Annotated in this window: 29 protein-coding genes; 16 read left to right on the top strand and 13 right to left on the bottom strand. The window is 67.5% G+C overall.

The genetic code is table 11. The annotated features are described in order from the left end of the window. The first annotated feature begins 1 nt into the window (after position 1). The 5 genes from DFO63_RS10015 (at position 2) to DFO63_RS09995 (ending at position 3,585) form a co-directional block, all read left to right on the top strand. Entirely contained in the window at positions 2-844 is an 843-nt protein-coding gene (locus DFO63_RS10015; RefSeq protein WP_049424094.1) for a response regulator, read from the top strand. Continuing rightward, positions 841-1,554, top strand: coding sequence for a uracil-DNA glycosylase (ung, locus tag DFO63_RS10010; RefSeq protein WP_005419723.1), 714 nt, complete (start codon positions 841-843; stop codon positions 1,552-1,554). The genes DFO63_RS10015 and ung overlap by 4 nt, the downstream gene beginning before the upstream one ends. Before the next feature lie 278 nt (positions 1,555-1,832). Beyond that, entirely contained in the window at positions 1,833-2,708 is an 876-nt protein-coding gene (gene rpoH / locus DFO63_RS10005) for an RNA polymerase sigma factor RpoH (RefSeq protein ID WP_006473441.1), read from the top strand. Between the two features lie 171 nt (positions 2,709-2,879). Then, on the top strand, positions 2,880-3,269 hold the full coding sequence (locus tag DFO63_RS10000) for a type II toxin-antitoxin system RelE/ParE family toxin (RefSeq protein WP_110713939.1): 390 nt from the start codon (positions 2,880-2,882) through the stop codon (positions 3,267-3,269). Then, a complete protein-coding gene (locus DFO63_RS09995; RefSeq protein WP_014038700.1) occupies positions 3,253-3,585 on the top strand; it encodes a DNA-binding transcriptional regulator in 333 nt (110 codons plus the stop codon). The genes DFO63_RS10000 and DFO63_RS09995 overlap by 17 nt, the downstream gene beginning before the upstream one ends. A gap of 123 nt (positions 3,586-3,708) precedes the next feature. On the opposite strand, the gene purD is transcribed toward DFO63_RS09995, so the two are convergent. The 3 genes from purD to purH are packed head-to-tail and all read right to left on the bottom strand — an operon-like array spanning position 3,709 to position 7,529. Next, complete coding sequence (gene purD, locus DFO63_RS09990) at positions 3,709-4,992, bottom strand: phosphoribosylamine--glycine ligase (RefSeq protein ID WP_049446501.1); 1,284 nt, start codon at positions 4,990-4,992, stop codon at positions 3,709-3,711. Positions 4,993-5,050: 58 nt separating this feature from the next. Beyond that, on the bottom strand, positions 5,051-5,929 hold the full coding sequence (locus tag DFO63_RS09985; protein WP_049446503.1) for a hypothetical protein: 879 nt from the start codon (positions 5,927-5,929) through the stop codon (positions 5,051-5,053). A gap of 16 nt (positions 5,930-5,945) precedes the next feature. Beyond that, a complete protein-coding gene (purH, locus tag DFO63_RS09980) occupies positions 5,946-7,529 on the bottom strand; it encodes a bifunctional phosphoribosylaminoimidazolecarboxamide formyltransferase/IMP cyclohydrolase (RefSeq protein WP_049446506.1) in 1,584 nt (527 codons plus the stop codon). Positions 7,530-7,752: 223 nt separating this feature from the next. Here purH and DFO63_RS09975 point away from each other — a divergent pair, with 223 nt between their 5' ends. The 6 genes from DFO63_RS09975 to DFO63_RS09950 are packed head-to-tail and all read left to right on the top strand — an operon-like array spanning position 7,753 to position 13,553. After that, positions 7,753-8,370, top strand: coding sequence for a CDP-alcohol phosphatidyltransferase family protein (locus DFO63_RS09975; RefSeq protein WP_119006833.1), 618 nt, complete (start codon positions 7,753-7,755; stop codon positions 8,368-8,370). 34 nt (positions 8,371-8,404) lie between these two features. After that, positions 8,405-10,156 carry a bifunctional alpha/beta hydrolase/class I SAM-dependent methyltransferase gene (locus DFO63_RS09970; RefSeq protein ID WP_049446511.1) on the top strand — a complete coding sequence of 584 codons (1,752 nt, stop codon included), beginning with the start codon at positions 8,405-8,407 and terminating at the stop codon, positions 10,154-10,156. A 23-nt stretch (positions 10,157-10,179) separates the two neighbouring features. Continuing rightward, complete coding sequence (locus DFO63_RS09965) at positions 10,180-11,484, top strand: phosphatase PAP2/dual specificity phosphatase family protein (protein WP_182474417.1); 1,305 nt, start codon at positions 10,180-10,182, stop codon at positions 11,482-11,484. Next, positions 11,481-11,918: a hypothetical protein gene (locus tag DFO63_RS09960; RefSeq protein ID WP_119006832.1), complete on the top strand. Its 438-nt coding sequence runs from the start codon at positions 11,481-11,483 to the stop codon at positions 11,916-11,918. The genes DFO63_RS09965 and DFO63_RS09960 overlap by 4 nt, the downstream gene beginning before the upstream one ends. Positions 11,919-11,931: 13 nt before the next feature. Further along, positions 11,932-12,561, top strand: a complete 630-nt coding sequence (locus DFO63_RS09955; protein WP_014038692.1) for a lysophospholipid acyltransferase family protein — start codon at positions 11,932-11,934, stop codon at positions 12,559-12,561. Continuing rightward, complete coding sequence (locus DFO63_RS09950; protein WP_049446524.1) at positions 12,558-13,553, top strand: phosphatidate cytidylyltransferase; 996 nt, start codon at positions 12,558-12,560, stop codon at positions 13,551-13,553. The genes DFO63_RS09955 and DFO63_RS09950 overlap by 4 nt, the downstream gene beginning before the upstream one ends. Positions 13,554-13,858: 305 nt before the next feature. Here DFO63_RS09950 and fis read toward each other — a convergent pair whose 3' ends face one another. The 3 genes from fis to prmA form a co-directional block, all read right to left on the bottom strand. Next, entirely contained in the window at positions 13,859-14,134 is a 276-nt protein-coding gene (gene fis / locus DFO63_RS09945; RefSeq protein ID WP_005419706.1) for a DNA-binding transcriptional regulator Fis, read from the bottom strand. A gap of 115 nt (positions 14,135-14,249) precedes the next feature. Next, positions 14,250-15,026, bottom strand: a complete 777-nt coding sequence (locus tag DFO63_RS09940; protein WP_119006831.1) for a DUF3426 domain-containing protein — start codon at positions 15,024-15,026, stop codon at positions 14,250-14,252. A gap of 42 nt (positions 15,027-15,068) precedes the next feature. Beyond that, the gene (gene prmA, locus DFO63_RS09935) at positions 15,069-15,989 is read right to left on the bottom strand and encodes a 50S ribosomal protein L11 methyltransferase (RefSeq protein WP_049443246.1); all 921 of its coding nucleotides are present in this window, start codon (positions 15,987-15,989) and stop codon (positions 15,069-15,071) included. Between the two features lie 164 nt (positions 15,990-16,153). On the opposite strand from prmA, the gene DFO63_RS09930 reads away from it, so the two are divergent. Both DFO63_RS09930 and DFO63_RS09925 read left to right on the top strand, forming a co-directional pair. After that, entirely contained in the window at positions 16,154-17,125 is a 972-nt protein-coding gene (locus tag DFO63_RS09930; RefSeq protein ID WP_119006830.1) for a hypothetical protein, read from the top strand. Further along, positions 17,122-17,496, top strand: coding sequence for a hypothetical protein (locus DFO63_RS09925; RefSeq protein ID WP_014038687.1), 375 nt, complete (start codon positions 17,122-17,124; stop codon positions 17,494-17,496). The genes DFO63_RS09930 and DFO63_RS09925 overlap by 4 nt, the downstream gene beginning before the upstream one ends. A 128-nt stretch (positions 17,497-17,624) precedes the next feature. Here the strand turns inward: DFO63_RS09925 and accC are convergent, their stop codons facing one another. From accC to DFO63_RS09900, 5 genes are all read right to left on the bottom strand, one after another. Continuing rightward, on the bottom strand, positions 17,625-18,992 hold the full coding sequence (gene accC, locus DFO63_RS09920) for an acetyl-CoA carboxylase biotin carboxylase subunit (RefSeq protein WP_006473295.1): 1,368 nt from the start codon (positions 18,990-18,992) through the stop codon (positions 17,625-17,627). A gap of 10 nt (positions 18,993-19,002) precedes the next feature. After that, positions 19,003-19,482, bottom strand: a complete 480-nt coding sequence (gene accB / locus DFO63_RS09915; protein ID WP_049443248.1) for an acetyl-CoA carboxylase biotin carboxyl carrier protein — start codon at positions 19,480-19,482, stop codon at positions 19,003-19,005. A 53-nt stretch (positions 19,483-19,535) separates the two neighbouring features. Beyond that, positions 19,536-19,955 carry a lysozyme inhibitor LprI family protein gene (locus DFO63_RS09910; protein ID WP_049443320.1) on the bottom strand — a complete coding sequence of 140 codons (420 nt, stop codon included), beginning with the start codon at positions 19,953-19,955 and terminating at the stop codon, positions 19,536-19,538. Positions 19,956-19,957: 2 nt separating this feature from the next. Next, positions 19,958-20,407, bottom strand: coding sequence for a type II 3-dehydroquinate dehydratase (gene aroQ, locus DFO63_RS09905; RefSeq protein WP_014038684.1), 450 nt, complete (start codon positions 20,405-20,407; stop codon positions 19,958-19,960). A gap of 351 nt (positions 20,408-20,758) precedes the next feature. Then, entirely contained in the window at positions 20,759-21,487 is a 729-nt protein-coding gene (locus DFO63_RS09900) for a DOPA 4,5-dioxygenase family protein (protein WP_049443249.1), read from the bottom strand. Positions 21,488-21,653: 166 nt separating this feature from the next. Between DFO63_RS09900 and DFO63_RS09895 the strand changes: the two genes are divergently transcribed. Beyond that, the gene (locus tag DFO63_RS09895) at positions 21,654-22,481 is read left to right on the top strand and encodes an isocitrate lyase/phosphoenolpyruvate mutase family protein (RefSeq protein ID WP_049443250.1); all 828 of its coding nucleotides are present in this window, start codon (positions 21,654-21,656) and stop codon (positions 22,479-22,481) included. A gap of 73 nt (positions 22,482-22,554) precedes the next feature. On the opposite strand, the gene DFO63_RS09890 is transcribed toward DFO63_RS09895, so the two are convergent. Further along, complete coding sequence (locus DFO63_RS09890; protein ID WP_101766173.1) at positions 22,555-23,088, bottom strand: hypothetical protein; 534 nt, start codon at positions 23,086-23,088, stop codon at positions 22,555-22,557. A gap of 126 nt (positions 23,089-23,214) precedes the next feature. Between DFO63_RS09890 and DFO63_RS09885 the strand changes: the two genes are divergently transcribed. Continuing rightward, entirely contained in the window at positions 23,215-23,811 is a 597-nt protein-coding gene (locus DFO63_RS09885) for an NAD(P)H-dependent oxidoreductase (protein WP_101766172.1), read from the top strand. A 16-nt stretch (positions 23,812-23,827) separates the two neighbouring features. Continuing rightward, the gene (locus tag DFO63_RS09880) at positions 23,828-24,421 is read left to right on the top strand and encodes a TetR/AcrR family transcriptional regulator (RefSeq protein WP_101766171.1); all 594 of its coding nucleotides are present in this window, start codon (positions 23,828-23,830) and stop codon (positions 24,419-24,421) included. 5 nt (positions 24,422-24,426) lie between these two features. Here DFO63_RS09880 and DFO63_RS09875 read toward each other — a convergent pair whose 3' ends face one another. After that, positions 24,427-25,221, bottom strand: coding sequence for a D-alanyl-D-alanine carboxypeptidase family protein (locus DFO63_RS09875; protein ID WP_119006829.1), 795 nt, complete (start codon positions 25,219-25,221; stop codon positions 24,427-24,429). Positions 25,222-25,274: the final 53 nt, after the last annotated feature.

Genomic DNA, 25,274 nt, shown 5'->3' with positions numbered 1-25,274 from the left:
CATGCAACCGCAAGCGCTGAAGCACCTTGAAGGGCCCGCGACGCGGGTGATGGTGGTCGATGGTTCGAAGCTGGTGCGCAAGCTGATCGCCGACGTCCTGCAGCGTGACCTGCCGGGCGTGGAGGTGATCGGCTGCGACAGCATCGAGGATGCGCAGCAGGCGCTGGCGCAGGGCCCGGTGGACCTGGTGACGACCTCGCTGACCCTGCGCGATGGCGACGGCCTGGCGCTGGCGCGGATGGTGCGCGAAGCGGCCGGCCAGGCCTATGTGCCGGTGATCGTGGTCTCCGGCGATGCCCAGCAGCACCTGGAGCAGCGCCGCTTCACCGAGTACGTCACCGACTATTTCGACAAGGCGCTGGGCCACGAGGCACTGGCGACCTTCATCCGCGGCTACGTGCAGCCGCAGACCATTCCCGGCGCCACCATCCTCTATATCGAGGACAGCCGCGTGGTGGCCGAGGCCACCAAGCGCATGCTGGAACGCCAGCAGTTGAACGTGCTGCACGTGGTCAGCGCCGAAGAAGCGTTCACCCTGCTCACCGCCGAGTCGCTGGGCCGCAGTCGCCACCGCATCGACCTGGTGCTGACCGACGTCACCCTGAAGGGCGAACTGAGCGGTCGCGACGTGGTGCAGCGCGTGCGCGTGGACTTCGGCTACGGCAAGCGCCGCCTGCCGGTGCTGGTGATGACCGGCGATGGCAATCCGCACAACCAGACCGGGCTGCTGCAGTCCGGTGCCAACGACCTGGTGCTCAAGCCGATCGAAGAACGGCTGCTGGTCACCAAGGTGCTGTTCCAGCTGCGGCTGGCCCGATTGAACGATGGACCTCTGTTGCGATGATGGATGAAGTAGCCGACACCCCGACGATCCAGCTGGAACCGAGCTGGAAGCAGCATGTCGGCGATTACCTGTTGCAGCCGCAGATGCGCGAGCTGTCCAGCTTCCTGCGCCAGCGCAAGGCCAGTGGCGCGGCGGTGTTCCCGCCCGGCCCGCAGATCTTCGCCGCGTTCGACGCCACGCCTTTCGAGCAGGTGAAGGTGGTCATCCTCGGGCAGGACCCGTACCACGGCCGCGGGCAGGCGCACGGCCTGAGTTTCTCGGTGCCGCCGGGCGTGCCGGTGCCGCCGTCGCTGCTGAACATCTACAAGGAGATCGAGAGCGATCTCGGTATCCCGCGTCCGGACCACGGCTGCCTGATCCCGTGGGCGCAGCGTGGCGTGCTGCTGCTCAATGCGGTGCTGACGGTGGAGGAGGGCAAGGCCGGTGCGCACCAGGGGCGTGGCTGGGAAGGCTTCACCGACCACGTGGTGGACGTGCTCAACCGCGAGCGCGAAGGGCTGGTGTTCATGCTCTGGGGCGCCTATGCGCAGCAGAAGGGCAAGGTCATCGATACCCGCCGCCACCGCGTGCTGAAGTCGCCGCATCCGTCGCCGCTGTCGGCCCACCGTGGCTTCCTCGGCTGCCGGCATTTCTCGATGGCCAACGAGTACCTGCAGCGCCGCGGCCAGGCCCCGATCGACTGGTCGCTGCCGCCACGCTCGGCGCTCTGACCGCCGGTGGGTGACCGGGGCTGAACGCCGGGCAACGTTTCCGGGCCTGAATGGGTCCTGCGGACGGCCCGTTCAGCTCCGCTTGACCGGAATTGGCCGGTTTCCAGTAGGTAATTGCTTGAATTCCAAGGGATTGTGAATCCCGAAAAGCATGCTCGCCACTGTCATCAAATCGCGCTACGGTAGGGCTCTGTTTGGGACCAGTGTTGCATCAATGGGACGCTGGAACTTTTTCCTCCTTTAGCAGTCCAAATGCCGGACTGCTAAGATGGGTGCCTATGAGCCAGAACACCTCTACTGCCCTTGTGGCAAACAATCTCCCGATTCCCAGTGCGCTCGGTTCGCTGGACGCCTACATCGGTGCCGTGCACCAGATCCCGGTGCTGTCGGTCGATGACGAACAGGACCTGGCCCGTCGCTTCCGCGACGGTAACGATCTGGACGCCGCCCGCGAGCTGGTGCATTCGCACCTGCGCTTCGTGGTGCACGTGGCCCGCGGCTACAACGGCTACGGCCTTGCGCTGGGCGATCTGATCCAGGAAGGCAACATCGGCCTGATGAAGGCGGTCAAGCGCTTCGACCCGGACATGGGCGTGCGCCTGGTCTCCTTCGCCGTGCACTGGATCCGTGCCGAGATGCACGAGTTCATCCTGAAGAACTGGCGCATCGTGAAGGTCGCCACCACCAAGGCGCAGCGCAAGCTGTTCTTCAACCTGCGCAAGTCGAAGACGCGCCTGGGCTGGATGAACGCGGCTGAGGTGAGCGCGGTGGCCAAGGACCTGAACGTGTCCGAGCGCGAGGTCATGGAAATGGAGTCGCGCCTGTCCGGTCGCGATATCGGTTTCGATGCGCCGACCGACGAGGACAACGAGCACGCGCCGCCGTCGCCGGCTGCGTTCCTGGTCGCCAACGATGAAGACCCGTCGATGGCCTACGAACGTGCCGACAGCGAAGACAACCAGATGCAGCTGCTGCGCGAAGGCCTGGCCGAGCTGGACGCCCGCTCGCGCGACATCATCCGCCGTCGCTGGCTGGACGCGGACAGCAAGGTGACGCTGCAGGAGCTGGCCGACGAGTACGGCGTGTCGGCCGAGCGCATCCGCCAGGTTGAAGCGAATGCGCTGAAGAAGATGAAGGCGCTGTTCACCGCGTAAGCGGGGTGGCGTTGAAGCGATGAAAAGGCCCGGCATTGCCGGGCTTTTTCTTTTTGGTGGCGTTCTCATCCACGCATGGCGTGGCTCTAGTCTGACGCCAAAGCGGTGATTGCGCCGACCGGATCATGTGCTGGATGCTGATGTTCACGCCGTACCACGCAGTGGCACGGTATGATCATGCCACGCGTCTTCCGCACACGAAGTTTCAATCGCAGCATGCGCAGGACCACCCTGTCCGACGCTGCGCTGTACCGGTCGGTACGTGAAATGGAAGGGGGTCTGGTGGATGCTGATCTTGGCGGCGGAATCTTCAAGAAGCGCGTTGCCTTGCCGGGGCGAGGAAAGCGTGGGAGCGTCCGAACCATCGTCGCCACACAGCGAGGCGGGCATTGGTTCTTCCTTTTCGGCTACGAGAAGAATGAACGTGCTGCAATCACGAATGCGGAACGCGATGCGCTGCAGCTGTACGCATCGGAGTTCTTGAAAATGAGTACGGCGCAGCTGAATCGTGCCGTGCAGTACGGGGATCTACAGGAGATCAGCCATGACGAAGACCCCTGAGCGACGGCGCGCGAAAAGTGCGCTTCTTGAGGCGGTGCATGATGCGGCTGTGAGTCTGCACGCACATGGCTTCATCGATAAACGTCGATTGAGCAGCTACGAAGCGCTTTGCCTTGAGCCGGTCCCTGAATACAGCAGTGCCCAGATCCGTGCCCTGCGTGCGTCATTGCAGCTCAGTCAGCCGGTCTTTGCTGGAGTTCTCAATACCAGCGTTTCCACCGTACGCAGCTGGGAACAGGGCGAGAAGAAGCCCAGCGGACCATCACTGAAGTTGCTGAACCTGATTGATCGGAAGGGACTCGAAGCAGTCCTGTAAAGCAAAGGCCCGGTTCTGCCGGGCCTTTGCTTTTCCGAGGTGTTCAATCCACGCGTGGCGTGGATCTACCCCGGCGGTGTGGCGCCTGTAGAGCCACGCCATGCGTGGCTGCGGCGCCGGACCTCAGCCCTCGCGTGCGATCGCGCGCCAGCCGATGTCGGTGCGGTGGAATTCGTTGGCCCAGGTCACCTTGGCCACGCCGGCATAGGCCTTTGCCTGCGCATCGCGCACGCTGTAGCCAAGCGCCGCCACGCACAGCACGCGGCCGCCGGCACTGACCACCTGGCCCTGCGCGTCCAGCGCGGTGCCGGCATGGAACACCTTGGCACTGGCCGGCACGTCGTCCAGGCCGGAAATCACGTCGCCGGTGATCGGCGCTTCCGGGTAGGGCTTCGCGGCCAGCACCACGCCCAGCGACGGGCGTGCATCCCACTGTGCTTCTACCTGGTCCAGGCGGCCGTCGATGGCGGCTTCCACCAGCTCCACCAGGTCCGACTGCAGGCGCAGCATCACCGGCTGGGTTTCCGGGTCGCCGAAGCGCACGTTGAACTCGATGACCTTCGGTGCGCCGCTGGCGTCGATCATCAGGCCGGCATAGAGGAAGCCGGTGAACGGGATGCCGTCGGCGATCATGCCCTGCACGGTGGGGTTCACCACCTCACGCATCACGCGTGCATGCACCTCCGGCGTCACCACCGGGGCCGGCGAATAGGCGCCCATGCCGCCGGTGTTCGGGCCGGTATCGCCGTCGCTGACGCGCTTGTGGTCCTGCGAGGTGGCCATCGGCAGCGCATGCACACCGTCCACCATCGAAATGAAGCTGGCTTCCTCGCCGTCGAGGAATTCCTCGATCACCACGCGTGCGCCGGCATCGCCGAACGCGTTGCCGGAGAGCATGTCTCGCACCGCGTCTTCGGCTTCGGTCAACGTCATTGCGACGATCACGCCCTTGCCGGCGGCGAGGCCATCGGCCTTGACCACGATCGGTGCGCCCTTCTCGCGCACGTAGGCCAGCGCAGCGTCCACGTCGCTGTGCACGGCGTAGAACGCGGTAGGGATGTTGTGGCGGGCCAGGAAGTCCTTGGCGTAGGCCTTGCTGCCTTCCAGCTGCGCGGCAGCGGCGGTCGGCCCGAAGATGCGCAGGCCGGCGGCGCGGAAGCGGTCGACCACGCCGGCCACCAGCGGTACTTCCGGGCCGACCACGGTCAGCGCCACGCCTTCAGCCTGGGCCAGCGCCAGCAGACCGTCGATATCGGTGACCTTGACCGCCACGTTGCGGCACTTGTCTTCGCTGGCGGTGCCGGCGTTGCCGGGCGCCACGATCACTTCGGTGACACGGGAGGACTGGGCCAGCTTCCATGCCAGGGCGTGTTCGCGGCCGCCAGAGCCGATGACAAGTACGTTCATCACGAGATTCCAGATTGCGTGGGAAGGGAGGATCGATATCCCCGGCGGCGCGCGTGGTTCACTCGCAGCCTTCGCGTCGCAGCGATTCGGGGAAGGAGTAGGCCCAGGTCTTCGGGTCCAGGGTAAAGCGGTGCTGCTGCCGGACCTGCTTGCCACCACAGGTGATTCCGGTTTCCTCGATCAGCAGTGGCCAGACGCGCGCGCTGCGGTCGCTGTCGTCGAAACGCAGGGCGAAATCGATGCTGAAGCGGCGGGTGCGGCAGTCGTTGGTCGTGTCGGGGTCGGTGCTGGCATCGACCGTGTCGCACTCGTACTGGGCGTCATTGTCGATATGGCTACGCACGCTGCCACTGGCCACCAGGCCGTTCGGGCCCGGCAGGATCAGCGACTGCGAGAGCAACGAGAAACCCTGCCCGAACCAGCCGTCCTCGACGCGGAAACCATAGAAGTCGCTGCCGGCGCGGATGATGCTGGCGGTGCCGGGCTGGCCGCCGCTGCCGAAGCGCTGGCCGGTCAGTTCGCTGGCCACTTCAAAGCCCTCGCCATTCGGGCGCAGCACGAAGAACTCGATGGTTCCCGGGTCGATGTGCGCGCCATCGACCAGCGCACCGCACACGGCCAGCAGCTGTTGCCAGCTGTCACCGCTCACCACCGGTTGTTCCGCGCAGACCTGCCAGTCCATCGCATGGGTGTCGCCATCGTCGGTCCAGCTGCCGCGCCATTCACCGGAGAGCTTGGCGTTGCTGCCGTAGCGCTGGACCAGGAAGGCCTGCAGCCGTGCGGTGCGGCTGACATGCTGCGCCGGTGAGGCGGGGGCCACCGGCGGCGCATCTGCCTTCGGGCCCGTGCTGGGCTCGGCAGCAGGCTTGCAGCCCGCCAGCACGGCCGCACCCGCGAGGGCGAGGGCGGCCAGCGATTTCATCGAAACTGTGGACATCCGTGTCGCTCCAGGATCAATGGCGGAAGTGGCGCACGCCGGTGAACACCATGGCCAGACCATGTTCGTCGGCGGCGGCAATCACTTCGGCATCGCGCATCGAACCGCCCGGCTGGATGACCGCCTTGATGCCGGCGGCAGCGGCGGCGTCGATGCCGTCGCGGAACGGGAAGAACGCGTCGGAGGCCATCACCGAGCCCTCGACTACCAGGTTCGCATCGGCGGCCTTGATGCCGGCGATGCGGGCCGAGTACACGCGGCTCATCTGGCCGGCACCGACACCGATGGTGCGGTTGTCCTTGGCATAGACGATCGCGTTGGACTTCACGAACTTGGCCACCTTCCAGGCGAACAGCAGGTCGGTGAACTGCTTGTCGGTCGGCGCCAGCTTGCTGACCACCTTCAGTTCATCACGGGTCATGCCGCGGTTGTCCGACGACTGCAGCAGCAGGCCCGAGCCGACGCGCTTGCTGTCGAAGTTGTTCAGGCCATCGCCGTGCGGGATGCGCAGCACGCGCACGTTGGCCTTCTTCTGCGCGTATTCCAGCGCAGCCGGCTCGTAGTCCGGGGCAATCAGCACTTCGACGAACTGGCGGTCCAGGATCACCTTGGCAGTGGCGGCGTCCAGCGGTTTGTTGAAGGCGATGATGCCGCCGAAGGCGCTGGTCGGGTCGGTGGCGTAGGCCAGCTCGTAGGCATCGCCGTTGCCAGCACCGACGGCCACGCCGCATGGGTTGGCGTGCTTGACGATGACGCAGGCCGGCGCATCGAACTGGCGTACGCATTCCCACGCCGCATCGGCATCGGCCAGGTTGTTGTAGCTCAGTTCCTTGCCCTGCAGCTGCTGGAAGGTGGCCAGCGTGCCCGGCACCGGGTACAGGTCGCGGTAGAACGCGCCGCTCTGGTGCGGGTTCTCGCCGTAGCGCAGGTCCATCACCTTCACGAAGGTGGAATTCATCTGCGCCGGGTACTCGGCACGGGCCGGCACCGCGGCGTCGGTGGCGGTGACCGCCGACAGGTAGTTGCTGATCGCCGCATCGTACTGGGCGACGCGGTTGAACGCGGCCACCGAGAACGCGAAGCGGGTGGCAGCCGTCAGCTGGCCGTTGTTGGCCTCCAGCGAGGCCAGCAGCTCGGCGTACTGCGACGGGTCGGTGGCCACTGCCACGCGGGCAAAGTTCTTGGCCGCCGAGCGCAGCATGGCCGGGCCGCCGATGTCGATGTTCTCGACCGCGTCGGCCAGGGTGCAGTCGGCCTTGGCGGTGACCGACTCGAACGGGTACAGGTTCAGCACCAGCAGGTCGATGGCACCGATGCCGTGCTCGGCCATCACTGCATCATCCAGGCCCGAACGGCCCAGCAGGCCGCCATGCACCATCGGGTGCAGGGTCTTGACCCGGCCGTCCATCATTTCCGGGAATCCGGTGACCTCGGCCACGTCCTTCACGGCCAGGCCCGCATCGCGGATCGCCTTGGCGGTGCCGCCGGTGGACAGCAGCTCCACGCCGCGTGCCGCCAGCGCAGTGGCCAGCTCGACCAGGCCGGTCTTGTCGGAAACGGAGAGGAGGGCCCGGCGGACGGGCAACAGATCAGCAGTCATGGGACAGAATCGGCAGCGGAGCGGGGCCGATATTGTAGGCGGTGGGGGCCGGTGGCGGGCGCTGGAAGGGGTAATTGGCCTCGGCAATCGGTGCATGGCCGCGTCAGGCACATCGATCCGACCGGATCCGGTGGCGGGGCTGCGGGCCGGAGCCGGGTTGCCGGAATCTGTCGACGATGGGGTAGGCTGTGCCCGCACTGCCAAGGATTAGCGGGTACAGATCGTGTCGATCTATGCATTGAAAGGACGTTTCCAGGACCTGTTGCGTCCGGCCGTACGCGGTCTGTACCGCATGGGAATCACCGCCAACGCGGTGACCGTGGCCGCCGCCGTGGTCTCGCTGCTGGTGGCCGCCGCCGTCTGGTGCTGCGCGCCGGCCCAGCCCCTGCTGTACCTGCTGCTGCCGCTGTGGATGCTGCTGCGCATGGCGCTCAACGCCGTGGACGGCATGCTGGCCCGCGAGTTCGGCCAGCAGTCGCGGCTGGGCGCCTACCTGAACGAGCTGTGCGATGTGATCGCCGACGCGGCGCTGTACCTGAGCCTGCTCAGCGTGCCGGGCGTACGCCCGGAGGCGCTGTGGCTGCTGGCCTGGACGGCGGCCCTGAGCGAGTACGCCGGCGTGCTGGGGCTGATGGTCGCTGCCAGCCGCCGCTATGACGGCCCGATGGGCAAGAGCGACCGCGCGTTCGTGATCGGTGCGCTGGGCCTGCTGCTGGCGTTTGAGTGGGTTGGCGCGATGACGGTCACTGGCGTGGCCGCGGCCATGGCGGCGATGTGCATGCTGACCATGATCAACCGGGTCCGTCGCGGACTGCGGGAATCGGCGGTTTCGCCGAATTAATCAAGCAGATACAAAAAGACAATCAGGAGATTGCATGCGTCAGGCGCAGGAACGGGAATTCCACAGCTTCGACCAGGTACCGCTGTTCTACCGGTACTGGGCGGGCACCACCGCAACGCCGGCCACCAAGGCCATCGTGCTGCTGCACCGCGGCCACGAGCACTCCGGGCGTGTCACCCACCTGGTCGATGAGCTGGACCTGCCCGACACCGCCTTCTTCGCCTGGGATGCGCGCGGCAATGGCCGTTCGCCGGGTGCGCGTGGCGATGCACCGGGCTTCCCGGCGCTGGTGCGCGACCTGGACAGCTTCATCGCCCATATCGGCGCCGAGCATGGCATCGCGGTGGAAGACATCGTGGTGATCGCGCAGAGCGTGGGGGCGGTGGTCGCCGCGACCTGGGTGCACGATTACGCGCCGCGCCTGCGTGCGCTGGTGATGGCTTCGCCGGCGTTCAAGGTGAAGCTGTACGTGCCGTTCGCGCGGCCGGGCCTGGCCTTGATGCAGAAGCTGCGTGGCAACTTCTTCGTCAACAGCTACGTCAAGCCGCAGTGGCTGACCCATGACCCGGCGCGGGTGGAAAGCTACCGCACCGATCCGCTGATCACCCGGCCGATCTCGGTGCGCGTGCTGCTGGGCCTGTACGAAGCGGCCGACCGCATCGTGGCCGATGCGCAGGCGATCAGCGTACCGGTGCAGCTGCTGGTGTCCGGCTCCGACTTCGTCGTGCACCGTGGCCCGCAGGACCGCTTCTACGAGCGCCTGTCCAGCCCGATCAAGGAGCGCGTGCACCTGCCGGGCTTCTTCCACGACACGCTGGGCGAGCGCGATCGGGCGCCTGCGCTGGCACGCATCCGCAGTTTCATCCAGGCGCGTTTCGCCGAGCCGCTGCGCGAGCTGTCACGGCGCGACGCGCATCGCCATGGGCCGACCTTCGAGGAATCGGAGATCCTGGCGTGGCCACCGGAGCGTAACAGCCTGGCCGACCTGCGCTGGCGCGTGGTACGTGGCGGCCTGCGTTTCGGCGGTACGTTGTCCGAAGGCATCGCGCTGGGACTGCAGACCGGTTTCGATTCGGGCAGCACGCTGGACTACATCTATCGCGACGAAGCGCGTGGCAAGGGCCCGCTGGGGCGGATGGTCGACCGCAACTATCTGGATGCGATCGGCTGGCGCGGCATCCGCATTCGCGGCCAGCACCTGCAGGAACTGCTGCGCGACGCTGCCCAGCGCCTACGCGGGCAGGGCACGCCGGTGCGCGTGCTGGATGTGGCTGCCGGCCATGGCCGCTACGTGCTGGAAGCGCTGGGCCAGGGCGAACAGCGCGCCGAGCGCATCGTGCTGCGCGACTTCAGCGATCTGAACGTGACCCAGGGCCAGGCGTTGATCGAGCGCCTCGGTGCGGCCGACATCGCACGCTTCGAGCAGGGCGATGCGTTCGATCCGTCGCAGTTGGCCAAGGTCGATCCGTCGCCCACGCTGGCGGTGGTGTCCGGCCTGTACGAACTGTTCCCCGACAACGACGCCGTGCTGCGCTCGCTGCAGGGCATCGCCGCAACGGTGCCGGTGGGTGGCTACCTGGCCTACACCGGCCAGCCCTGGCACCCGCAGCTGGAGTTCATCGCACGCGCATTGACCAGCCACCGGGGTGGCGCAGCGTGGGTGATGCGCCGCCGTACCCAGCAGGAAATGGATGAGCTGGTGCGCCTGGCCGGGTTCGAGAAGGTGGCGCAGCGCATCGATGACTTCGGCATCTTCACCGTGTCGCTGGCTCGCCGGACCGCGTGATGGCGACGCTCGCTGCAACCCCGCTGGCCGCGGAAGGGCGCCCCTGGCGGCGCGCCCTGCTGTGGCTGGCGCTGCTGGGCCCGTTCTTCTTCGCCAGCTATGGCTTCGCCAACTGGATGGCCGGCCGCCATGCCGAACTGCCGGTGATGGCGTTCGGATGGGAAACGCAGATTCCGTTCGTGCCCTGGACGATCGTGCCGTACTGGTCGATCGACCTGTTCTACGCGATCTCGTTCTTCCTGTGCCGGCGTCGGCTGGAACTGGACCGGCACGCGCTGCGGCTGTTCAGTGCACAGCTGATCGCCGTGAGCTGCTTCCTGCTGTGGCCGTTGCGCTTCAGCTTCGAGCGGCCGGAGATCGGCGGCGTGTTCGGTTGGCTGTTCGATGTGCTGCTGGGCTTCGACAAGCCGTTCAATCAGGTGCCGTCGCTGCACATCGTGCTGCTGATCGTGTTGTGGGTGAAATTCGCGCAGTACCTGCAGGGTGCCTGGCGTTGGGTGCTGCATGTGTGGGCGCTGCTGATCGGTGTCTCGGTGCTGACCACGTTCCAGCATCATTTCATTGATATCCCGACCGGCCTGCTGGCCGGTTGGCTGTGCGTCTGGCTGTGGCCGGAGCAGGGCACGCCGCCATTGCGCGCCTGGCGCACCGTGCGTGATGCCAAACGTTGGCGATTGGCAGCGCTGTACCTGCTGGGGGCCGCTGTATTGCTGGTACCGGTGGTGCTTCTGCGTGGCGCGGCGTTGTGGCTGCTGTGGCCGGTGGTGTCGCTGCTGCTGGTAGCGCTGGCCTATGCCGGGCTGGGCACGGTGGTGTTCCAGAAGCGCGCTGATGGGCGCCTGACCATGGCGGCGCGCTGGTTGCTGGCGCCGTACCTGGGCGCGGCCTGGATCAATTCGCGGCTGTGGACGCGGCGTGCGCCGCAGCCGGTGCCGGTGATGGATGGCGTGTGGCTGGGGCGCATTCCCTGTGCTGCGTTGCCAGCCCCCTTGGTCGGCGTGGTCGATGCCTGTGCTGAACTGTCCTGTCGTGCACCGGGCGCGGCGTATGCCAGCGTGCCGATGCTGGACCTGGTGGTGCCCACGCCGGAACAGCTGCGCGCGGCGGCCGAGGCCATCGAGCGCCTGCACGTGCAGGGGCCGCTGCTGGTGTGTTGCGCGCTGGGCTATTCGCGCAGTGCTGCCAGTGTGGCGGCCTGGCTGTTGCGCAGTGGTCGTGCCGCCGATACCGATGCTGCGGTGGCGACCGTGCGCGCGGCACGTTCCGGCATCGTGCTGGGCACGGCGCATCTGCGTGCCATCACCGCCGCAGCGGGGCCACGCACGTGAGTACGGTTCCCGATCTGGCGACCATGCAGCTGCTGCTGCGGCAGGGCCGTTGGCCGGCGTTGCTGTCGTTGGGCCTGTTGCTGGTGGCGTTGCTGCTGCTTGGCACCGAGCCGGGCCTGGCGATGGTTGCTGCCGGCCTGCTGCTGGCCAGCGTCGTCGTCGGGCTCGCACAGGCCTACCACGCATGCCGGGTCGGGCTGGATGCCAGCCTGCTGCAGCTGCTGCGCGATGAAGCCCTGGAGGGTGACGCCGCTGCGCGCCGTACCGACCAGCTGCTGCACGACAGCGGCCTGCGCCGCGCCGCGCCCGACGCGCCGCTGCGCGGGTGGGACCTGCGCTGGGCCGGCATGCGCCGCCTGCTGCTGTGCCAGTACCTGCTGACAGGGGTGCAGGTGGTGTTGCTGGTGCTGGCCGTGGTGTGGCCGCAGACGTGAACGGGAGGAGCTGATGTTCGCCGAACTGATTGCCCGCGCCTGCAGTGGCGCGATCCACGTGGTGACCGGTGCCCGCGCGCTGTGGATCGGCTGTGCGCCGTCCAGCGAACGCCGCGTGTACTACGGCAACCACGCCAGCCATGGTGACTTCGTACTGATCTGGTCGTCGATGCCACCGGCATTGCGGCGCCAGGTGCGCCCGGTGGCCGCAGCCGAGTACTGGCAGCGCGACGGCCTGCGCCGCTACCTGATCGATGCGGTGTTCAACGGTGTGCTGGTCGAGCGCGAGGCCGGCCATCGCCAGCAGGATCCGCTGCAGGTACTGCGCGATGCGGTGGACGAAGACTGCTCGCTGATCCTGTTTCCGGAAGGCACGCGCAACGTCGGCGATGAACCGTTGTTGCCGTTCAAGAGCGGCATCTACCACCTGGCGCGGCAACGGCCGGAGCTGGAGTTCGTGCCGGTGTGGATCGACAACCTGAAGCGGGTGATGCCGAAGGGCCGGTTCCTGCCGCTGCCGCTGCTGTGCACGGCCACCTTCGGCACGCCGCTGCGGTTGCAGGCCGACGAGGATAAGGCTGCGTTCCTTGCGCGCAGCCGGCAGGCGCTGCTGGACCTGGCGCCTAATGGAGGGCGCGCATGAGTTATCTGATGGATGTGTCCGGCGACCTGGCAGCGCGCAGCGTGGGCCAGCAGACCGGCCTGCTGTTCGCCGGTGTCGGCGCGGTGCTGGTGCTGGCCACGCTGGTGGCCGAGACCCTGCGCTGGCGCCAGCGTGGGCGGCCCAGCGCGGTGATCGCAAACCTGGTCTCGCGCATCCGCGCGTGGTGGGTGATGGCGATCGTGGTCGGGCTGGCGCTGTTCTTCGGCCGTGCCGGGGTGATCGTGCTGTTTGCGATCATCTCGCTGTTCGCGCTGCGCGAGTTCATCACCCTGGCGCCGACCCGTTCCGGCGACTACTACGCGCTGCTGGCCGCGTTCTACATCGTGCTGCCCTGGCAGTACTACCTGGTGTGGATCGACTGGTACGGCATGTACACGCTGCTGATCCCGGTCTATGCGTTCCTGTTCCTGCCGATCCTGTCGACCATTGGTGGCGATACCACGCACTACCTGGAGCGCACGGCGAAGGTGCAGTGGGGGTTGATGATCTGCGTGTTCTGCATCTCGCACGTGCCGCTGCTGCTGAACCTGCACGTGCCCGGCCATGACCCGTCGCGCAACGTGTTGCTGTTCGCCTTCCTGGTGATCGTGGTGCAGTCCTCGGACGTGCTGCAGTACATCTGGGGCAAGCTGCTGGGCAAGCACCTGATCGCGCCGAAGCTGTCGCCGTCGAAGACGGTGGAGGGCTTCGTGGGGGGCGTGCTGAGCGCCAGCGCGCTGGGGGCGGCGCTGTGGTGGATCACCCCGTTCACGCCGCTGCAGGCGTTCGGCCTGTCGCTGCTGATCAACCTGATGGGATTCTGGGGCGGCCTGGTGATGTCGGCGATCAAGCGCGACCGCGGCATCAAGGACTGGGGCCACATGATCGAGGGGCATGGCGGCATGCTCGACCGGCTGGATTCGGTGTGCTTCGCCGCGCCGGTGTTCTTCCACGTGGTGCGGTACTACTGGAAGGCGGGCGGCGGCGGCTGATTCCGCGGGGGCTGCATCCACGCATGGCGTGGATCTACTGGACGGGCTGGGGGCGGTTGATCGCCGGGGCTGCATCCACGCATGGCGTGGATCTACTGGACGGGCTGGGGGCGGTTGATCGCCGGGGCTGCATCCACGCATGGCGTGGATCTACTGGACGGGGCGGGGCGGTTGATCGCCGGGGTGGCATCCACGCATGGCGTGGATCTACTGGAGCCGGTAGTGCCGGCCGCTGGCCGGCAACGGCAACATCCTGCCATCGTTCATGGGGTTGCCGGCCAGCGGCCGGCACTACCCGCGCGCGCTTACGCGCTGATGCCGTATTCCTTCAGCTTCTTGCGCAGGGTGGCGCGGTGGATGCCCAGCATCGCGGCGGCACGGCTCTGGTTGCCTTCGCAGTGGTTGAGCACTTCCACGAACAACGGGATTTCCATCTCGCGCAGCACGATCTCGTAGACATCGTCCGCGTCGCAGCCATCGAGGTCACGCAGGTAGCGGCGCACGGACTGGGCGACGTGTTCACGCAGCGGTGGCCGGGGAGCGCCACGACTGTTGTCAGGACGAGAGAGGACAGCGTTCAAGGGGGTTCCCGATCTGGTTGGCCCGTGCGCGCGGAGCGCGCGGCCGGACGAGGTGGTGGCGGCCAGTCTAGCGCGAGCGTGCCCGACCTGCCACGGCTGGTCGCCTCTACCCTGGTCAGAGGAAGTCGAAGGTGAATGCGACGGTGGACGCGGCAGGCTCCTGCACGCGGAACGCGATGCGCGCACTCTGGCCCGGTTCCAGCAGGGCCGCGCCGGGGGCTTCGCCGAGGTACTGCGCCGGTGCGAACACGCCGCTGCCGATCACCCGGCCATCGGCATCGGACAGCGACAGGCGCAGGTCCGGCCAGGCCTGTGCCCAGCGCGCATCGTTGCGGATGCTGGCCTGCACCTGCAGCACGCCGGCCTGGCCCGGCAGCGGTCGGATTTCGCGGCTGGTCATGGTGAACGCGGTGGGCTCGTGCCAGGCCGGCAGGTTGCAGCGCAGTGCGCCGCACAACGCGCCCAGCCAGGCGCGGTTGCCGGCGTCGGCGGCCAGTCGCGCACGATCGGCCAGCACGCTCTGCAGTACCAGCAACAGTGCCAGCCCGGCGATCAGCACCCAGTGCCAGCGCGGCGTCGGCAGCGTGCGCGGCCGCGAAGTGCCCAGGAAGCTCGGCGCATCGCCGGCCACGGCCTGCGCGGCCGGGACGGCAAGGGCGGGTTCGATCACGGCCGCTTTGTCGAGGATGACGGTGTCATCGATCTGTCGCGTCTCCGCCATTGGCGGCAACGCCGCGTCGATCGGATCGCCCGGATCGCCGCTCTCCGCGGCAGGGATGTCATGCACCGCCGGGTCGGGCGTGCGCGCATCGGTCGCAGGTGCGGCCTCGCCTTCCGACGCGGGGCGCAGGAAGGTGGCCAAAGGGCGGCGCGGCGGGTTCGGCTCGGACATGCTCAGGGCGCGGGCTCGGATCCAGCGGTCATTCAATCACGATCAGGCGCGGCGTACGCCGGTGATGCGCATCCAGTCGCCATCCTGGGTGGCCTGCAGATCGTCGAACCACGCGGCATAGCGCTGCAGCAGTTCGCCTTCCTGGCCATGCAGGATGCCCGACAGGGCGATGCGACCGCCGGCGGCGACGCGTGCGGCCAGCAGTTCGGCCAGCGCATCCAGCGCCGAGGCGAGGATGTTGGCGACCACGATCGGATAGGTGGCGACCGGTTCGTCCTGCGGCAGGTACACATGCATGCGGGCCTGCTCGCCATTGCGCTCGGCATTGTCGGCGGTGGCGACCAACGCTTGCGGGTCGTTGTCCACGCCGATCGCTTCGGCGGCGCCCAGCTTCAGTGCGGCCAGCGCGAGGATGCCCGAGCCGCAGCCGAAGTCGAGCACGCGCTGGCCCTGCAGTTGGCCCTCCACGGCCAGCTGGTCCAGCCAGCGCAGGCACAGGGCGGTGGTCGGGTGGGTGCCCGAGCCGAAGGCCAGGCCCGGGTCCAGCCGCACCACGGCGGCATCGGCGGCCTGCGCGGCGTCCGGCAGTTCATGGTTCCACGGCACGATCCAGGTACGGCTGCCGAAATCCATCGGCTGGAACTGGTCCAGCCAGGCGCGTTCCCAGTCTTCGTCTTCGACCGCGCGGAAGCTGCCATTGCTCCAGTCCAGCTCCGGGTCGAAGGATTCCAGTGCGGCCAGCAGCAGCAGCGCATTGCTGTCGGCGGGGAACAGCGCGCTCAGCACCAGAGTGTCCCACAGCGGCGTTTCACCCACGCCGGGTTCGAGGATGGCCTGTTCGTTGCTGGTGTCGGCTTCGGCATCGAGCAGGGTCACGGCCAGTGCGCCGACGTCCTCCAGCGCATTTTCATAGCGGGGCTGGGTGGCTTCGGTGCAGCGCAGGGTCAGTTCCAGGAACGGCATGGCGGTGGGGACAGTCGCGGGAAAGGGGGCCATGCTAGACCATCGGGGCGTCTCCGTATTGCCTGAGATGCTGCCTTGAGATGAACGGGGGCAGTTCAGACAGGCCTGTCAGGCCTTGCTAAACTCGGCGCTTTCCTGTGTGCCGTGAACGCTCACACCCGCCGATGGCCTTCGCTCCGACCCTGAAAACCTGGTTGCTCGTACTGCCGGCGGTGGCCGTGCTGGGCGTGGCCGGGTATCGGGCCAGCGGCCATGCTGCGGGCGAGGCATCGCCGTCGGCGTCGCCGGACCTGCCGCTGGCCGTGGCCAGCCATGACAGCGGAGCGCCGCTGCCGGTGGTGCCGGAAGCACTGGCGCGGCGGCTTGCGGCCTTCGAGCGCGGCAACACGCTGCCGTCGGGCCTGCCGCTGGACCTGCGCGCCGACATCGAAGATGCCAGCGACCTGTATGCCTACGCCCAGCGCCTGCGCGCACAGGCCGACAACGGCAATCACGAGGCGCGCTGGATGCTCAGCCGCGTCTATGACTATTGCGCGCAGTACGCACTCGATCCGGGCGGCTACCGCCTGGACAACAACGTACTGAGTGGGTTGGGCCTGACGGCGGCGCCGGCGATGATCGAGGCGCGTGAGCGCGTGGCGCAGCGCTGCGGCGGATTCGTGCCGGGCGACAAGCTGGGTGCGGCGCTGGTGCTGTCCGAGCGCCGCAAAGCGGCCGCACAGGGCAACCTGGCCGCGGAAGCAGCGCTGTTCGCCGAAGGTGAGCCGCTGAAAGACAGTGCCGAATACCGTCGCGACCTGGTCGAGCGCGTGCGTACCTCGCGCGACCCGGAGGCCTACATGGCCATCGCGCCGGCCATGGGCGTGCGTGCTGCCGGTGACCGCGCGCTTGACGGCCTGGTGGCGGGCGAGCAGCTCAGTGAACTTGCATGGCGGCTTGCGGCCTGTGAACTCGGTCTGGCCTGTGGAGCGGACAGCGTGCTGGTCAACAATTTTTGTGCGAACGGAGGGATCTGTTCGCAGGATGGAGCGCAGGATTTCCGGGATTTCGTGTATGACGCTGCGGTATCGCGGCAAGGTGCTGGGAAAATGAAGGAATGGATCAAGCGATTGGTTGGAAAGAGGGACGGGCGATGAATTACCGTCGATTCCTGCATGGGGCCAAGTTCTGGTTCTGGGTGGCGCTGTTCGTGGCCTACTCGGCCGGCGCGGTCGGCCTGTTGATGATCGATACCTACGAGGACCGCTACCGGCATCTGTCGAAGGTGGAGCTGACCACGGTGAAGGCGCAGGAAGACGTGCGCCGTGCCGGTGCCAGCCAGGTCGCTGCGGTCTATCGCGCGCAGAGTGGCATGCCATTCGCTTCACTGCCGGCCGGCAGCACCTTCCAGGTGGTGTGGCCCGATGGTTCCACCGAAACCATGGTGATCGTCGACCCCACTTCGCCCAATGGCGTGCGGCCGCTGGCCAACTCGCAGATCCCGGCGACGGCGGCGGACGCGCGCTGAGCCTGCCTGGGTAGAGCCGGGCAGGCCCCGGCTGTGCTTTCCGGCAAGCCGAGCATGGGCTCGGCTCTACAGAAACAGAAAAGGGCGGGGAGATCCCCGCCCTTTTCATGTCCAGCACCTGGCGCCGATCAGGTCAGTGCGATCGGCTTGTTCTTGCGCTCGGCAAGGCGCTTTTCCAGGTAGTGGATGTTCTGGCCACCGGCCTGGAAGCCCTTGTCACGCATGATCCGCTGCTGCAGGGCGATGTTGGTCTTGATGCCATCGACCACCATTTCGCTCAGTGCCACCCGCATGCGGGCGATGGCGGTTTCGCGGTCCGGGCCGTGCACGATCAGCTTGCCGATCATCGAGTCGTAGTTCGACGGCACGCGGTAGCCACTGTAGATGTGGGTATCCACGCGCACGCCGGGGCCACCCGGCGGATGGAAGCCGGTGATGGTGCCCGGGCTCGGCACGAAGGTCTCGGCGTCTTCGGCGTTGATGCGGCATTCGATGGCATGGCCGGTCAGCACCACGTCGCTCTGCTTGATCGACAGCTTCTGGCCGGCGGCGATCTTCAGCTGCTCGGCCACCAGGTCGATGCCGGTGACCATTTCGGTGACCGGATGCTCCACCTGGATGCGGGTGTTCATTTCGATGAAGTAGAAGCGGCCGTCCTCGTACAGGAACTCGAACGTGCCGGCACCGCGGTAACCGATGCGCACGCAGGCTTCGGTGCACACCTTGCCGATCTGCTCGCGCTGCTCGGCGCTGATGCCCGGTGCCGGTGCTTCTTCCACCACCTTCTGGTGGCGGCGCTGCATCGAGCAGTCACGCTCACCCAGGTGGATGGCGTTGCCCTGGCCGTCGGCCAGCACCTGGATCTCCACGTGGCGCGGATTTTCCAGGAACTTCTCCATGTAGACCTCGCCATTGCCGAACGCGGCCTTGGCCTCGCTCTTGGTGGTTTCGATCGAGGTCTTCAGCGAGGCTTCGGCGTGCACCACGCGCATGCCGCGGCCACCGCCGCCACCGGCCGCCTTGATGATGACCGGGTAGCCGATCTCACGGGCGATCTTGGTGTTGGCGACGATGTCCTCGCCCAGCGGGCCGCCCGAGCCGGGCACGCACGGTACGCCGGCGGACTTCATCGCGCGGATGGCTTCGACCTTGTCACCCATCATGCGGATGGTGTCGGCCTTGGGGCCGATGAAGATGAAGCCGGACTCTTCCACACGCTCGGCGAAGTCGGCGTTCTCCGACAGGAAGCCGTAACCCGGGTGGATGGCCTGGGCGTCGGTGACTTCCGCCGCGGCGATCAGTGCCGGGATGTTGAGGTAGCTCTGCGGCGACGGCGCCGGACCGATGCAGACCGACTCATCGGCCATGGCCACGTGCTTGAGGTTGCGGTCGACCGTGGAGTGCACGGCCACCGTGCGGATGCCGAGGGTATGGCACGCGCGCAGGATGCGCAGCGCGATTTCCCCTCGGTTGGCGATGACGACTTTGTCGAGCATGGCGTGCCCCTCAGCCGATCACGAACAGCGGCTGGTCGAATTCCACCGGCTGGCCGTTCTCGCCGAGGATGGCGACGATGGTGCCGGACTTGTCGGCTTCGATCGGGTTGAACATCTTCATCGCTTCGATGATGGCCAGGGTTTCGCCTTCCTTGACCTGCTGGCCAACGGTGACGAAGGCCGGCTTGTCCGGGGCGGACGAGGCGTAGAAGGTGCCGACCATCGGCGAGCGCAGCACGTGGCCTTCCGGCAGCGCCGGGCCCGGCTTGGCGGTGCCGCCGGTGGAGGCTTCGGTCGGCGACTGCATCGGCATCGCCTGCGGCGCCGGAGCGGCCGGAGCGGCATACACCGGGGCCGCAATCGGGGCGGCATAGCCGGCCACCGGGGCGCGCGACAGGCGCACCGACTCTTCGCCTTCCTTGATTTCGATTTCAGCCAGGTTCGACTCTTCCAGCAGGTCGATCAGCTTCTTGATTTTGCGGAGATCCATGGTGGCCTCTTTGCTCGTGATGTCAGTGTGGTGGGAAGCGCATCGCGCTCGGGTCAAAGCAGTTCGTAGAACTCGCGCAGCTGCCGCGTACGGTCGCGCGCGAGGGTGGTCAGGCAGCGCATCTGTGCGCCGTTGCGTGCCGTGCCATCGGAATTGAGGGCATAGACCGCGTTGCAGTCGTGGTCGCGCAGCTGGATCCAGGCACGCTGGGCCAGTACCAGCTCCTGCTCGGCATCGCCGCAATAGCTGCAGGTGCCACCGCGGGCCGGGGTACGCAGCTGGCGACGCGCCTGTGCATAGACGGTATTGAGTTCGGCATCAGCGGCGGCGGCCACGTCCGAGGCGCACAGGTCGCTCTCCATCGTGGTACCCGGATGGGCGCAGTCGATGCCTTCGTCCTTGCGGTCGAACGCGGCGGCGGCACCGTAGATGCCGGCCCACGCCACAACGCCGGCGAGCACGCGCGGCAGCATCTTCACGCGCTGGCCGCCTGCACGCGCAGCAGTGCCGCGTCCATCGCGTAGCGGTAGCTGTCGGCACCGAAGCCGCATACCACGCCCACGGCCTTGTCACTGAAGTAGCTGTGCTGGCGGAACGGCTCGCGGGTATGCGGGTTGGACAGGTGGATCTCGATGAACGGCACCGCCACCGCCGCCAGCGCATCGCGCAGGGCCACCGAGGTGTGGGTGAAGGCGGCGGGGTTGATCAGGATGAAAGCGGTTCCGTCACTGCGCGCGGCCTGCACGCGGTCCACCAGCACATGCTCGGCGTTGGACTGCAGGCTGTCCACGGTGTGCCCGGCGGCCGATGCCTGGGCAGCCAGGGCCTGGTCGATGTCGGCCAGCGTGGTGTGGCCGTAGACCTCCGGCTCGCGGGTGCCGAGCAGGTTGAGGTTGGGGCCGTGCAGGACCAGCAGCTTCGCCATGGGATCCGGAAGACGGGAAAGGGCGGCAGTCTGGCGGAACCGGCGGATGCTGTCCAGTTCGGCGAAGTTTGCAGCGTTTCAATCGATCGTTTGAAATCTGCCGGAGGGCTTGTGGCCGTATGGCGGGCGCTGGATCAAGGCGCGCTGAACGTGGTGCTGGCCGGGGATGCTGGCACGTAGGCCGACGATGCCGGCAAGGCTGGGCGCTGACCGATGCCGCAATGGGCCGTGATGCGGCGGATCCACGCCATGCGTGGATGAAGGAAGTTCGGTGCGCAGCAAGCTACGCACCCACCGAGGGGCAGCCCGAGGCGCGCTGCACGCCACCCACCGCCCCCGCCACGCACCCGCTCAGGTCTCCAGCGGCACCGTCGGCACCACGTTCGGGAACACCTCCTCCAGCGGCTCCCGTTCCCCCGGCTTCGGCGTCGGCCAGTTGTAGGCGTTCACCGGCTGCGCGCGATTCACCCATAACGCGTAATACAGATGGTCGGCGCGGCCATCACCGGTGTTGGGGTGGATCAGGATGGTCAGCCCCAGGCTGTTGAGCTGCAGCCAGGGCACCAGCACCGGCAGCAGGTCGTTGGTGAAGCCGAAATAGAACGAGGGAGTGACGTGCGGTCCGCGCGGCTCAAGGTTCCAGTTGCCCAGCTCGACCGGGAAGCGCTCGGCGGCCCAGCGCCGCAGCAGCGCGGCCTTCTCGAAGCTGTCCTCGTCGAAGTAGATATGCGCGTGGTAGCTCTTGATGGCGGTGTAGGCGCGTGGCCGGGTGGGCAGCGTGGCCTCGCCGGGGCGCACGCTGGCCGGGCGCGGGGTCGGTTCGCTGGCGGTGGCCTGGCCCCAGGGGCTGCGGCCCTCCGGCGCCGGCGGGATGATGGTGCGGAAGCCAGGGCGCCCGGGTTCGGTGGTGTTCACCGTGCTGTCGCTGCGCGCGGCTGCGGTGGCGGTCGACGCGCTGGCCAGCCCACCGGCGGCCAGTCCGGCCGAGGCGATCAGGCGACGCCGTGCGGGCGAGAGCAGGTCGGCCCAGTGGGCGTCATCGTCGCCGGCGTCGATGAGGGTCGGCGGGTCCGGGTGCATGAAGGGCTCCGTGGCGGCATTGTGTGGGCAGGCAAGCACGCTCGGGCACCTGCATCCACAGCGTCCAATAAGCAGGCGGCATCACCTCATGCACGGCTGCCTTCATCGCCATTGAGCGCGACCGGGCGGCGGGCTAGGGTGCAGGTCTGCCGCCCCGGAGCCCGCCATGACCTCGTCCGATGCCGATACCCAACGCAAGCGCGCGGCCTTCCGCCAGCTGCATGCAGCAGGGTGCTTCGTCCTGCCCAATCCGTGGGACGTGGGCAGTGCACGCTACCTGCAGCGGCAGGGCTTCCAGGCACTGGCCACGACCAGTGCCGGCTGCGCCTGGAGTGAAGGGCGGCCGGATGGGGCGGTTTCGCTGCAGGCCACGCTGGAACATCTGCGGCTGATGGCGGCAGCGACACCGCTGCCGTTGAACGCCGATTTCGGTGATGGCTTCGGCGCCACGCCACAGGCAGTGGGGGAGGCGGTGGCGGCGGCGATCGATACCGGCATCGCGGCGTTGTCGATCGAGGATGCCAGTGGCGTAGCTGATGCGCCGCTGCGGCCGATCGGGCAGGCGGTCGAGCGACTGCGCGCGGCACGTGCGGCCATCGACCACGCGGGTGGCGATGTGCTGCTGGTCGGGCGGGCCGAGAACTTCTTCGTCGGCGTGCCGGATCTGCAGGACACCCTGCAGCGCCTGCGCGCCTACGCCGAGGCCGGCGCCGATGTGCTGTATGCACCGGGCATCAGCACGCGTGAACAGATCAGCGCGGTGGTCGCCGCTGCGGGGCCGAAGCCGGTGAACCTGCTGGTCGGTGGACCGACACCGCTGAGCCTGCAGGACATCGCCGCACTCGGCGTGCGCCGGGTCAGCCTGGGCGGTGCGCTGGCGCGTGCGGCGTGGGGTGGGCTGATGCAGGCGACCCAGCCGATCGCGCAGGACGGCCGCTTCGATGGCCTGCAGCAGGCGGCCTCGGGTGCGGCGTTGAACGCGCTGTTCCGTTGACGGAAACCCCGGTGCGGACTCTGGCCAGCAGGGACAGTGGATCCACGCCATGCGTGGATGGATGCGCCTACGCCTACAGCGCTTCCGTCTCACTCTCCGGCAGGACCACGCCCGGTTCCAGGTCGGGCAGCAGCTGCTGCAACAGCCCGGGGTTGTCCGGCAGCGCGGCGCCATCCAGATAGCGCCATTGCGTGGTACCGACGCTCCGCACAGCGACCATGAATGACGTGCTGCGCATCGGCGCCTCGCGCACGCGCAGCAGCGACTGGCGCGGTACGAAGCAGACTTCCTCGTCACCGGCCGCATAGGTGCGGCCTGGCACGCCCGCCTCGTCGCTGATGATGGTGACGCCGGCCTTGCGCAGCGCCTTCACCGTGTCGCGGGTCGCCCGCGCAAAGGCCTCGTCGCCGCCAGCCAGCTGCTTCAGGCTGGGATGGGTGCGCGCGATGATCAGCTCGGTATCGCCCCGGGCGAAGGCGTCCATCATCGCCTGCACCTCCTTGCGCAATGCAGCCGAGTCTTCCGGACTGAGTTCACCGGCCAGCGCTGGCGCAACGGCCATTGCCATGGGCAGGGCCAGCAGAAGGGCAAGCAGATATCGGTGCATCGTCGGGTATCTCAGCGGGAACCGCCGCACTATACGGTGGATGCGGAAACAGCGTCCCACGCATGGTGCTGGTATCCCGGGCGTCACTACTTACTATTGGTAGTTAGTGAATTCCGGACATCCCCCATGCACACCCTCATCGTTACCGCCCATCCTGAATCCGCCGCGTTGACCCATGCCATCGCCAGGTGCATCGGCGAAGCCATCATCGCGTCGGACGCCGCCAACCGCGTGACCCACGCCGATCTGATGGCCGAAGGCTTCGATCCGCGCTTCAACATGCAGGACCACGCGCTGTTCCGTGGCACCGGCGCAACGCCGGCCGACGTCGCCGCCGAGCAGGCGCGGCTGGAGGCTGCCGACACGTTGGTACTGGTCTACCCGTTGTACTGGTGGTCGTTCCCCGCGCTGCTGAAGGGCTGGATCGATCGTGTGTTCACCCAGGGCTGGGCCTACCAGGACGGTGCCGATGGCAAGGTGCAGAAAAAGCTGCAGCGGTTGCGCGTGCACCTGGTCGGCATCGGCGGGGCCGGCGCGGACATGATCGAACGGCGCGGCTACGGTGCGGCGATGAAGACCCAGATCGACATGGGCATCTTCGACTACTGCGGCGCGCGCGTGCTGTCGTCCGACCTGCTGCTGGACGCCGATTCCGGTACAGCCGAAGCGCATCTGCAGACCGCGCTGGCGATCGGCCGTAAAATCGGTACTCCGATGCGCTGACCGCCGTGCTCCACCGATGCCTGCCAACGCCGCACCCACGCGCCGCCGATTGACCCGTGAGCAACGCGCCCGCCAGTTGCTGGACGTGGCCTGGGCGCTGGTCGGCGACGAAGGTACCGATGCGCTGACGCTGGGGCGGCTGGCCGAGGCTGCGGGTGTGACCAAGCCGGTGGCCTACGATCACTTCGTGACCCGCAATGGGCTGCTGGCCGCGCTCTACGATGACTACGACGGTCGCCAGACGATGGTCTTCAACGAGCGCATCGGCCGCGCCCGGGCGCAGTTGGCCGATCGTGCGGCGGCAATCGCCTCCGGCTACATCGACTGCATCCTCAGCCAGGGCAGCGAAGTGCAGGGCATCCTTGCCGCGCTGGTCGGTGCACCCGAACTGCGCGAGGTGAGGCGGCGCTACCAGCAGGATTTCATCGACAACTGCGACATCTGGCTGGGCCCATTTGCGGCCGACGGCACGGTGCCACTGGCCGGGTGCTGGGCGATTCTCGGTGCGGCCGAGGCCCTGTCCGAAGCCGTGGCAGCAGGCGCGCTGGACAAGGCCGACGCCGAGGCCGAGCTGCAGCGCTTGATCGTGGCGACGGTCAAGCGGCGCTGAGCCGCTCAGGCGTCGGCGGTGTTGCCGGCCAGCGCTGTGAACCCGGCGGCCAGACGCTCGCGCACAAGGGCATCGCGTGCGTCACGGCTTTCAGAACCCAGCACCACGGTGATCAGGCGTACCGGCTGATCCCGCCCGGGCACTGACCGGCATGCGGTGGCGGCCAGGCAGAAGCCTGCTGCCTGGGTGTAGCCGGTCTTCAATCCATCCACGCCGTTTTCGCCAAGCAGGGCGTTCTGGTTGCTGCGGCTGAAGCTGCCATGCGCGAACGCGCGCTGCGCGGTGATTGCCAGTATCTGCGGATGGTCATTCAGCAGGCAGGCGGCGAGTACCGCCATGTCGCGCGCGCTGGAGGCATGGTGCGCGGTGGTGATGCCGGACACGCTGGCGAACCACGTGCTGCGCAGGCCGAGCTGGCGCGCGTGCCGGTTCATGCGGTCCAGGAATGCGGGTTGTGATCCGTCCAGATGGCGCGCGATGGCCAGCGCCGCATCATTGCCGGAGACGATCATCAACCCTTCCAGCAGGCGTGCCAGGCTGACCGTTTCGCCGGGCGCCAGGCCCATGCGCGTTTCATCCTCGGCCACCGCGTGCACATCTTCGGCGGCGATGGTTACCACTTCGTCCCACGCACGAGCGTTCTCTTCGACGCATTCGTAAGCGGCGTAGGCGGCCATCAGCTTGGTCAGCGAGGCCGGTTGCCGCGCGATGTCCGCGTTGTGCTGGTGGATCACCGCGAAGGTTGCCGCATCGAGAGTGATCGAGGACAGCGACGCGCGCGCAGGAGCAGGAGACGGCATGGATGCGGCGATGGAGGAGGGCCTGCAGGATAGCCCGCGGTGGCTGCATGAAG

The sequence above is a fragment of the Stenotrophomonas sp. AG209 genome, assembly GCF_003550055.1.
In the GTDB taxonomy this organism is placed as follows: Bacteria; Pseudomonadota; Gammaproteobacteria; order Xanthomonadales; family Xanthomonadaceae; genus Stenotrophomonas.
Note: the sequence above shows the minus strand (reverse complement) of the source record. Positions and strands in the feature narration are given on the sequence as shown.

Coding starts and splice junctions, on each gene's coding strand:
- DFO63_RS10015 (WP_049424094.1), top strand. CDS start 2: ATGCAACCGCAAGCGCTGAAGCACCTTGAAGGGCCCGCGACGCGGGTG.
- ung (WP_005419723.1), top strand. CDS start 841: ATGATGGATGAAGTAGCCGACACCCCGACGATCCAGCTGGAACCGAGC.
- rpoH (WP_006473441.1), top strand. CDS start 1,833: ATGAGCCAGAACACCTCTACTGCCCTTGTGGCAAACAATCTCCCGATT.
- DFO63_RS10000 (WP_110713939.1), top strand. CDS start 2,880: ATGATCATGCCACGCGTCTTCCGCACACGAAGTTTCAATCGCAGCATG.
- DFO63_RS09995 (WP_014038700.1), top strand. CDS start 3,253: ATGACGAAGACCCCTGAGCGACGGCGCGCGAAAAGTGCGCTTCTTGAG.
- purD (WP_049446501.1), bottom strand. CDS start 4,992: ATGAACGTACTTGTCATCGGCTCTGGCGGCCGCGAACACGCCCTGGCA.
- DFO63_RS09985 (WP_049446503.1), bottom strand. CDS start 5,929: ATGTCCACAGTTTCGATGAAATCGCTGGCCGCCCTCGCCCTCGCGGGT.
- purH (WP_049446506.1), bottom strand. CDS start 7,529: ATGACTGCTGATCTGTTGCCCGTCCGCCGGGCCCTCCTCTCCGTTTCC.
- DFO63_RS09970 (WP_049446511.1), top strand. CDS start 8,405: ATGCGTCAGGCGCAGGAACGGGAATTCCACAGCTTCGACCAGGTACCG.
- DFO63_RS09955 (WP_014038692.1), top strand. CDS start 11,932: ATGTTCGCCGAACTGATTGCCCGCGCCTGCAGTGGCGCGATCCACGTG.
- DFO63_RS09950 (WP_049446524.1), top strand. CDS start 12,558: ATGAGTTATCTGATGGATGTGTCCGGCGACCTGGCAGCGCGCAGCGTG.
- DFO63_RS09940 (WP_119006831.1), bottom strand. CDS start 15,026: ATGTCCGAGCCGAACCCGCCGCGCCGCCCTTTGGCCACCTTCCTGCGC.
- prmA (WP_049443246.1), bottom strand. CDS start 15,989: ATGCCGTTCCTGGAACTGACCCTGCGCTGCACCGAAGCCACCCAGCCC.
- DFO63_RS09930 (WP_119006830.1), top strand. CDS start 16,154: ATGGCCTTCGCTCCGACCCTGAAAACCTGGTTGCTCGTACTGCCGGCG.
- DFO63_RS09925 (WP_014038687.1), top strand. CDS start 17,122: ATGAATTACCGTCGATTCCTGCATGGGGCCAAGTTCTGGTTCTGGGTG.
- accC (WP_006473295.1), bottom strand. CDS start 18,992: ATGCTCGACAAAGTCGTCATCGCCAACCGAGGGGAAATCGCGCTGCGC.
- accB (WP_049443248.1), bottom strand. CDS start 19,482: ATGGATCTCCGCAAAATCAAGAAGCTGATCGACCTGCTGGAAGAGTCG.
- DFO63_RS09910 (WP_049443320.1), bottom strand. CDS start 19,955: ATGCTGCCGCGCGTGCTCGCCGGCGTTGTGGCGTGGGCCGGCATCTAC.
- aroQ (WP_014038684.1), bottom strand. CDS start 20,407: ATGGCGAAGCTGCTGGTCCTGCACGGCCCCAACCTCAACCTGCTCGGC.
- DFO63_RS09900 (WP_049443249.1), bottom strand. CDS start 21,487: ATGCACCCGGACCCGCCGACCCTCATCGACGCCGGCGACGATGACGCC.
- DFO63_RS09895 (WP_049443250.1), top strand. CDS start 21,654: ATGACCTCGTCCGATGCCGATACCCAACGCAAGCGCGCGGCCTTCCGC.
- DFO63_RS09890 (WP_101766173.1), bottom strand. CDS start 23,088: ATGCACCGATATCTGCTTGCCCTTCTGCTGGCCCTGCCCATGGCAATG.
- DFO63_RS09885 (WP_101766172.1), top strand. CDS start 23,215: ATGCACACCCTCATCGTTACCGCCCATCCTGAATCCGCCGCGTTGACC.
- DFO63_RS09880 (WP_101766171.1), top strand. CDS start 23,828: ATGCCTGCCAACGCCGCACCCACGCGCCGCCGATTGACCCGTGAGCAA.
- DFO63_RS09875 (WP_119006829.1), bottom strand. CDS start 25,221: ATGCCGTCTCCTGCTCCTGCGCGCGCGTCGCTGTCCTCGATCACTCTC.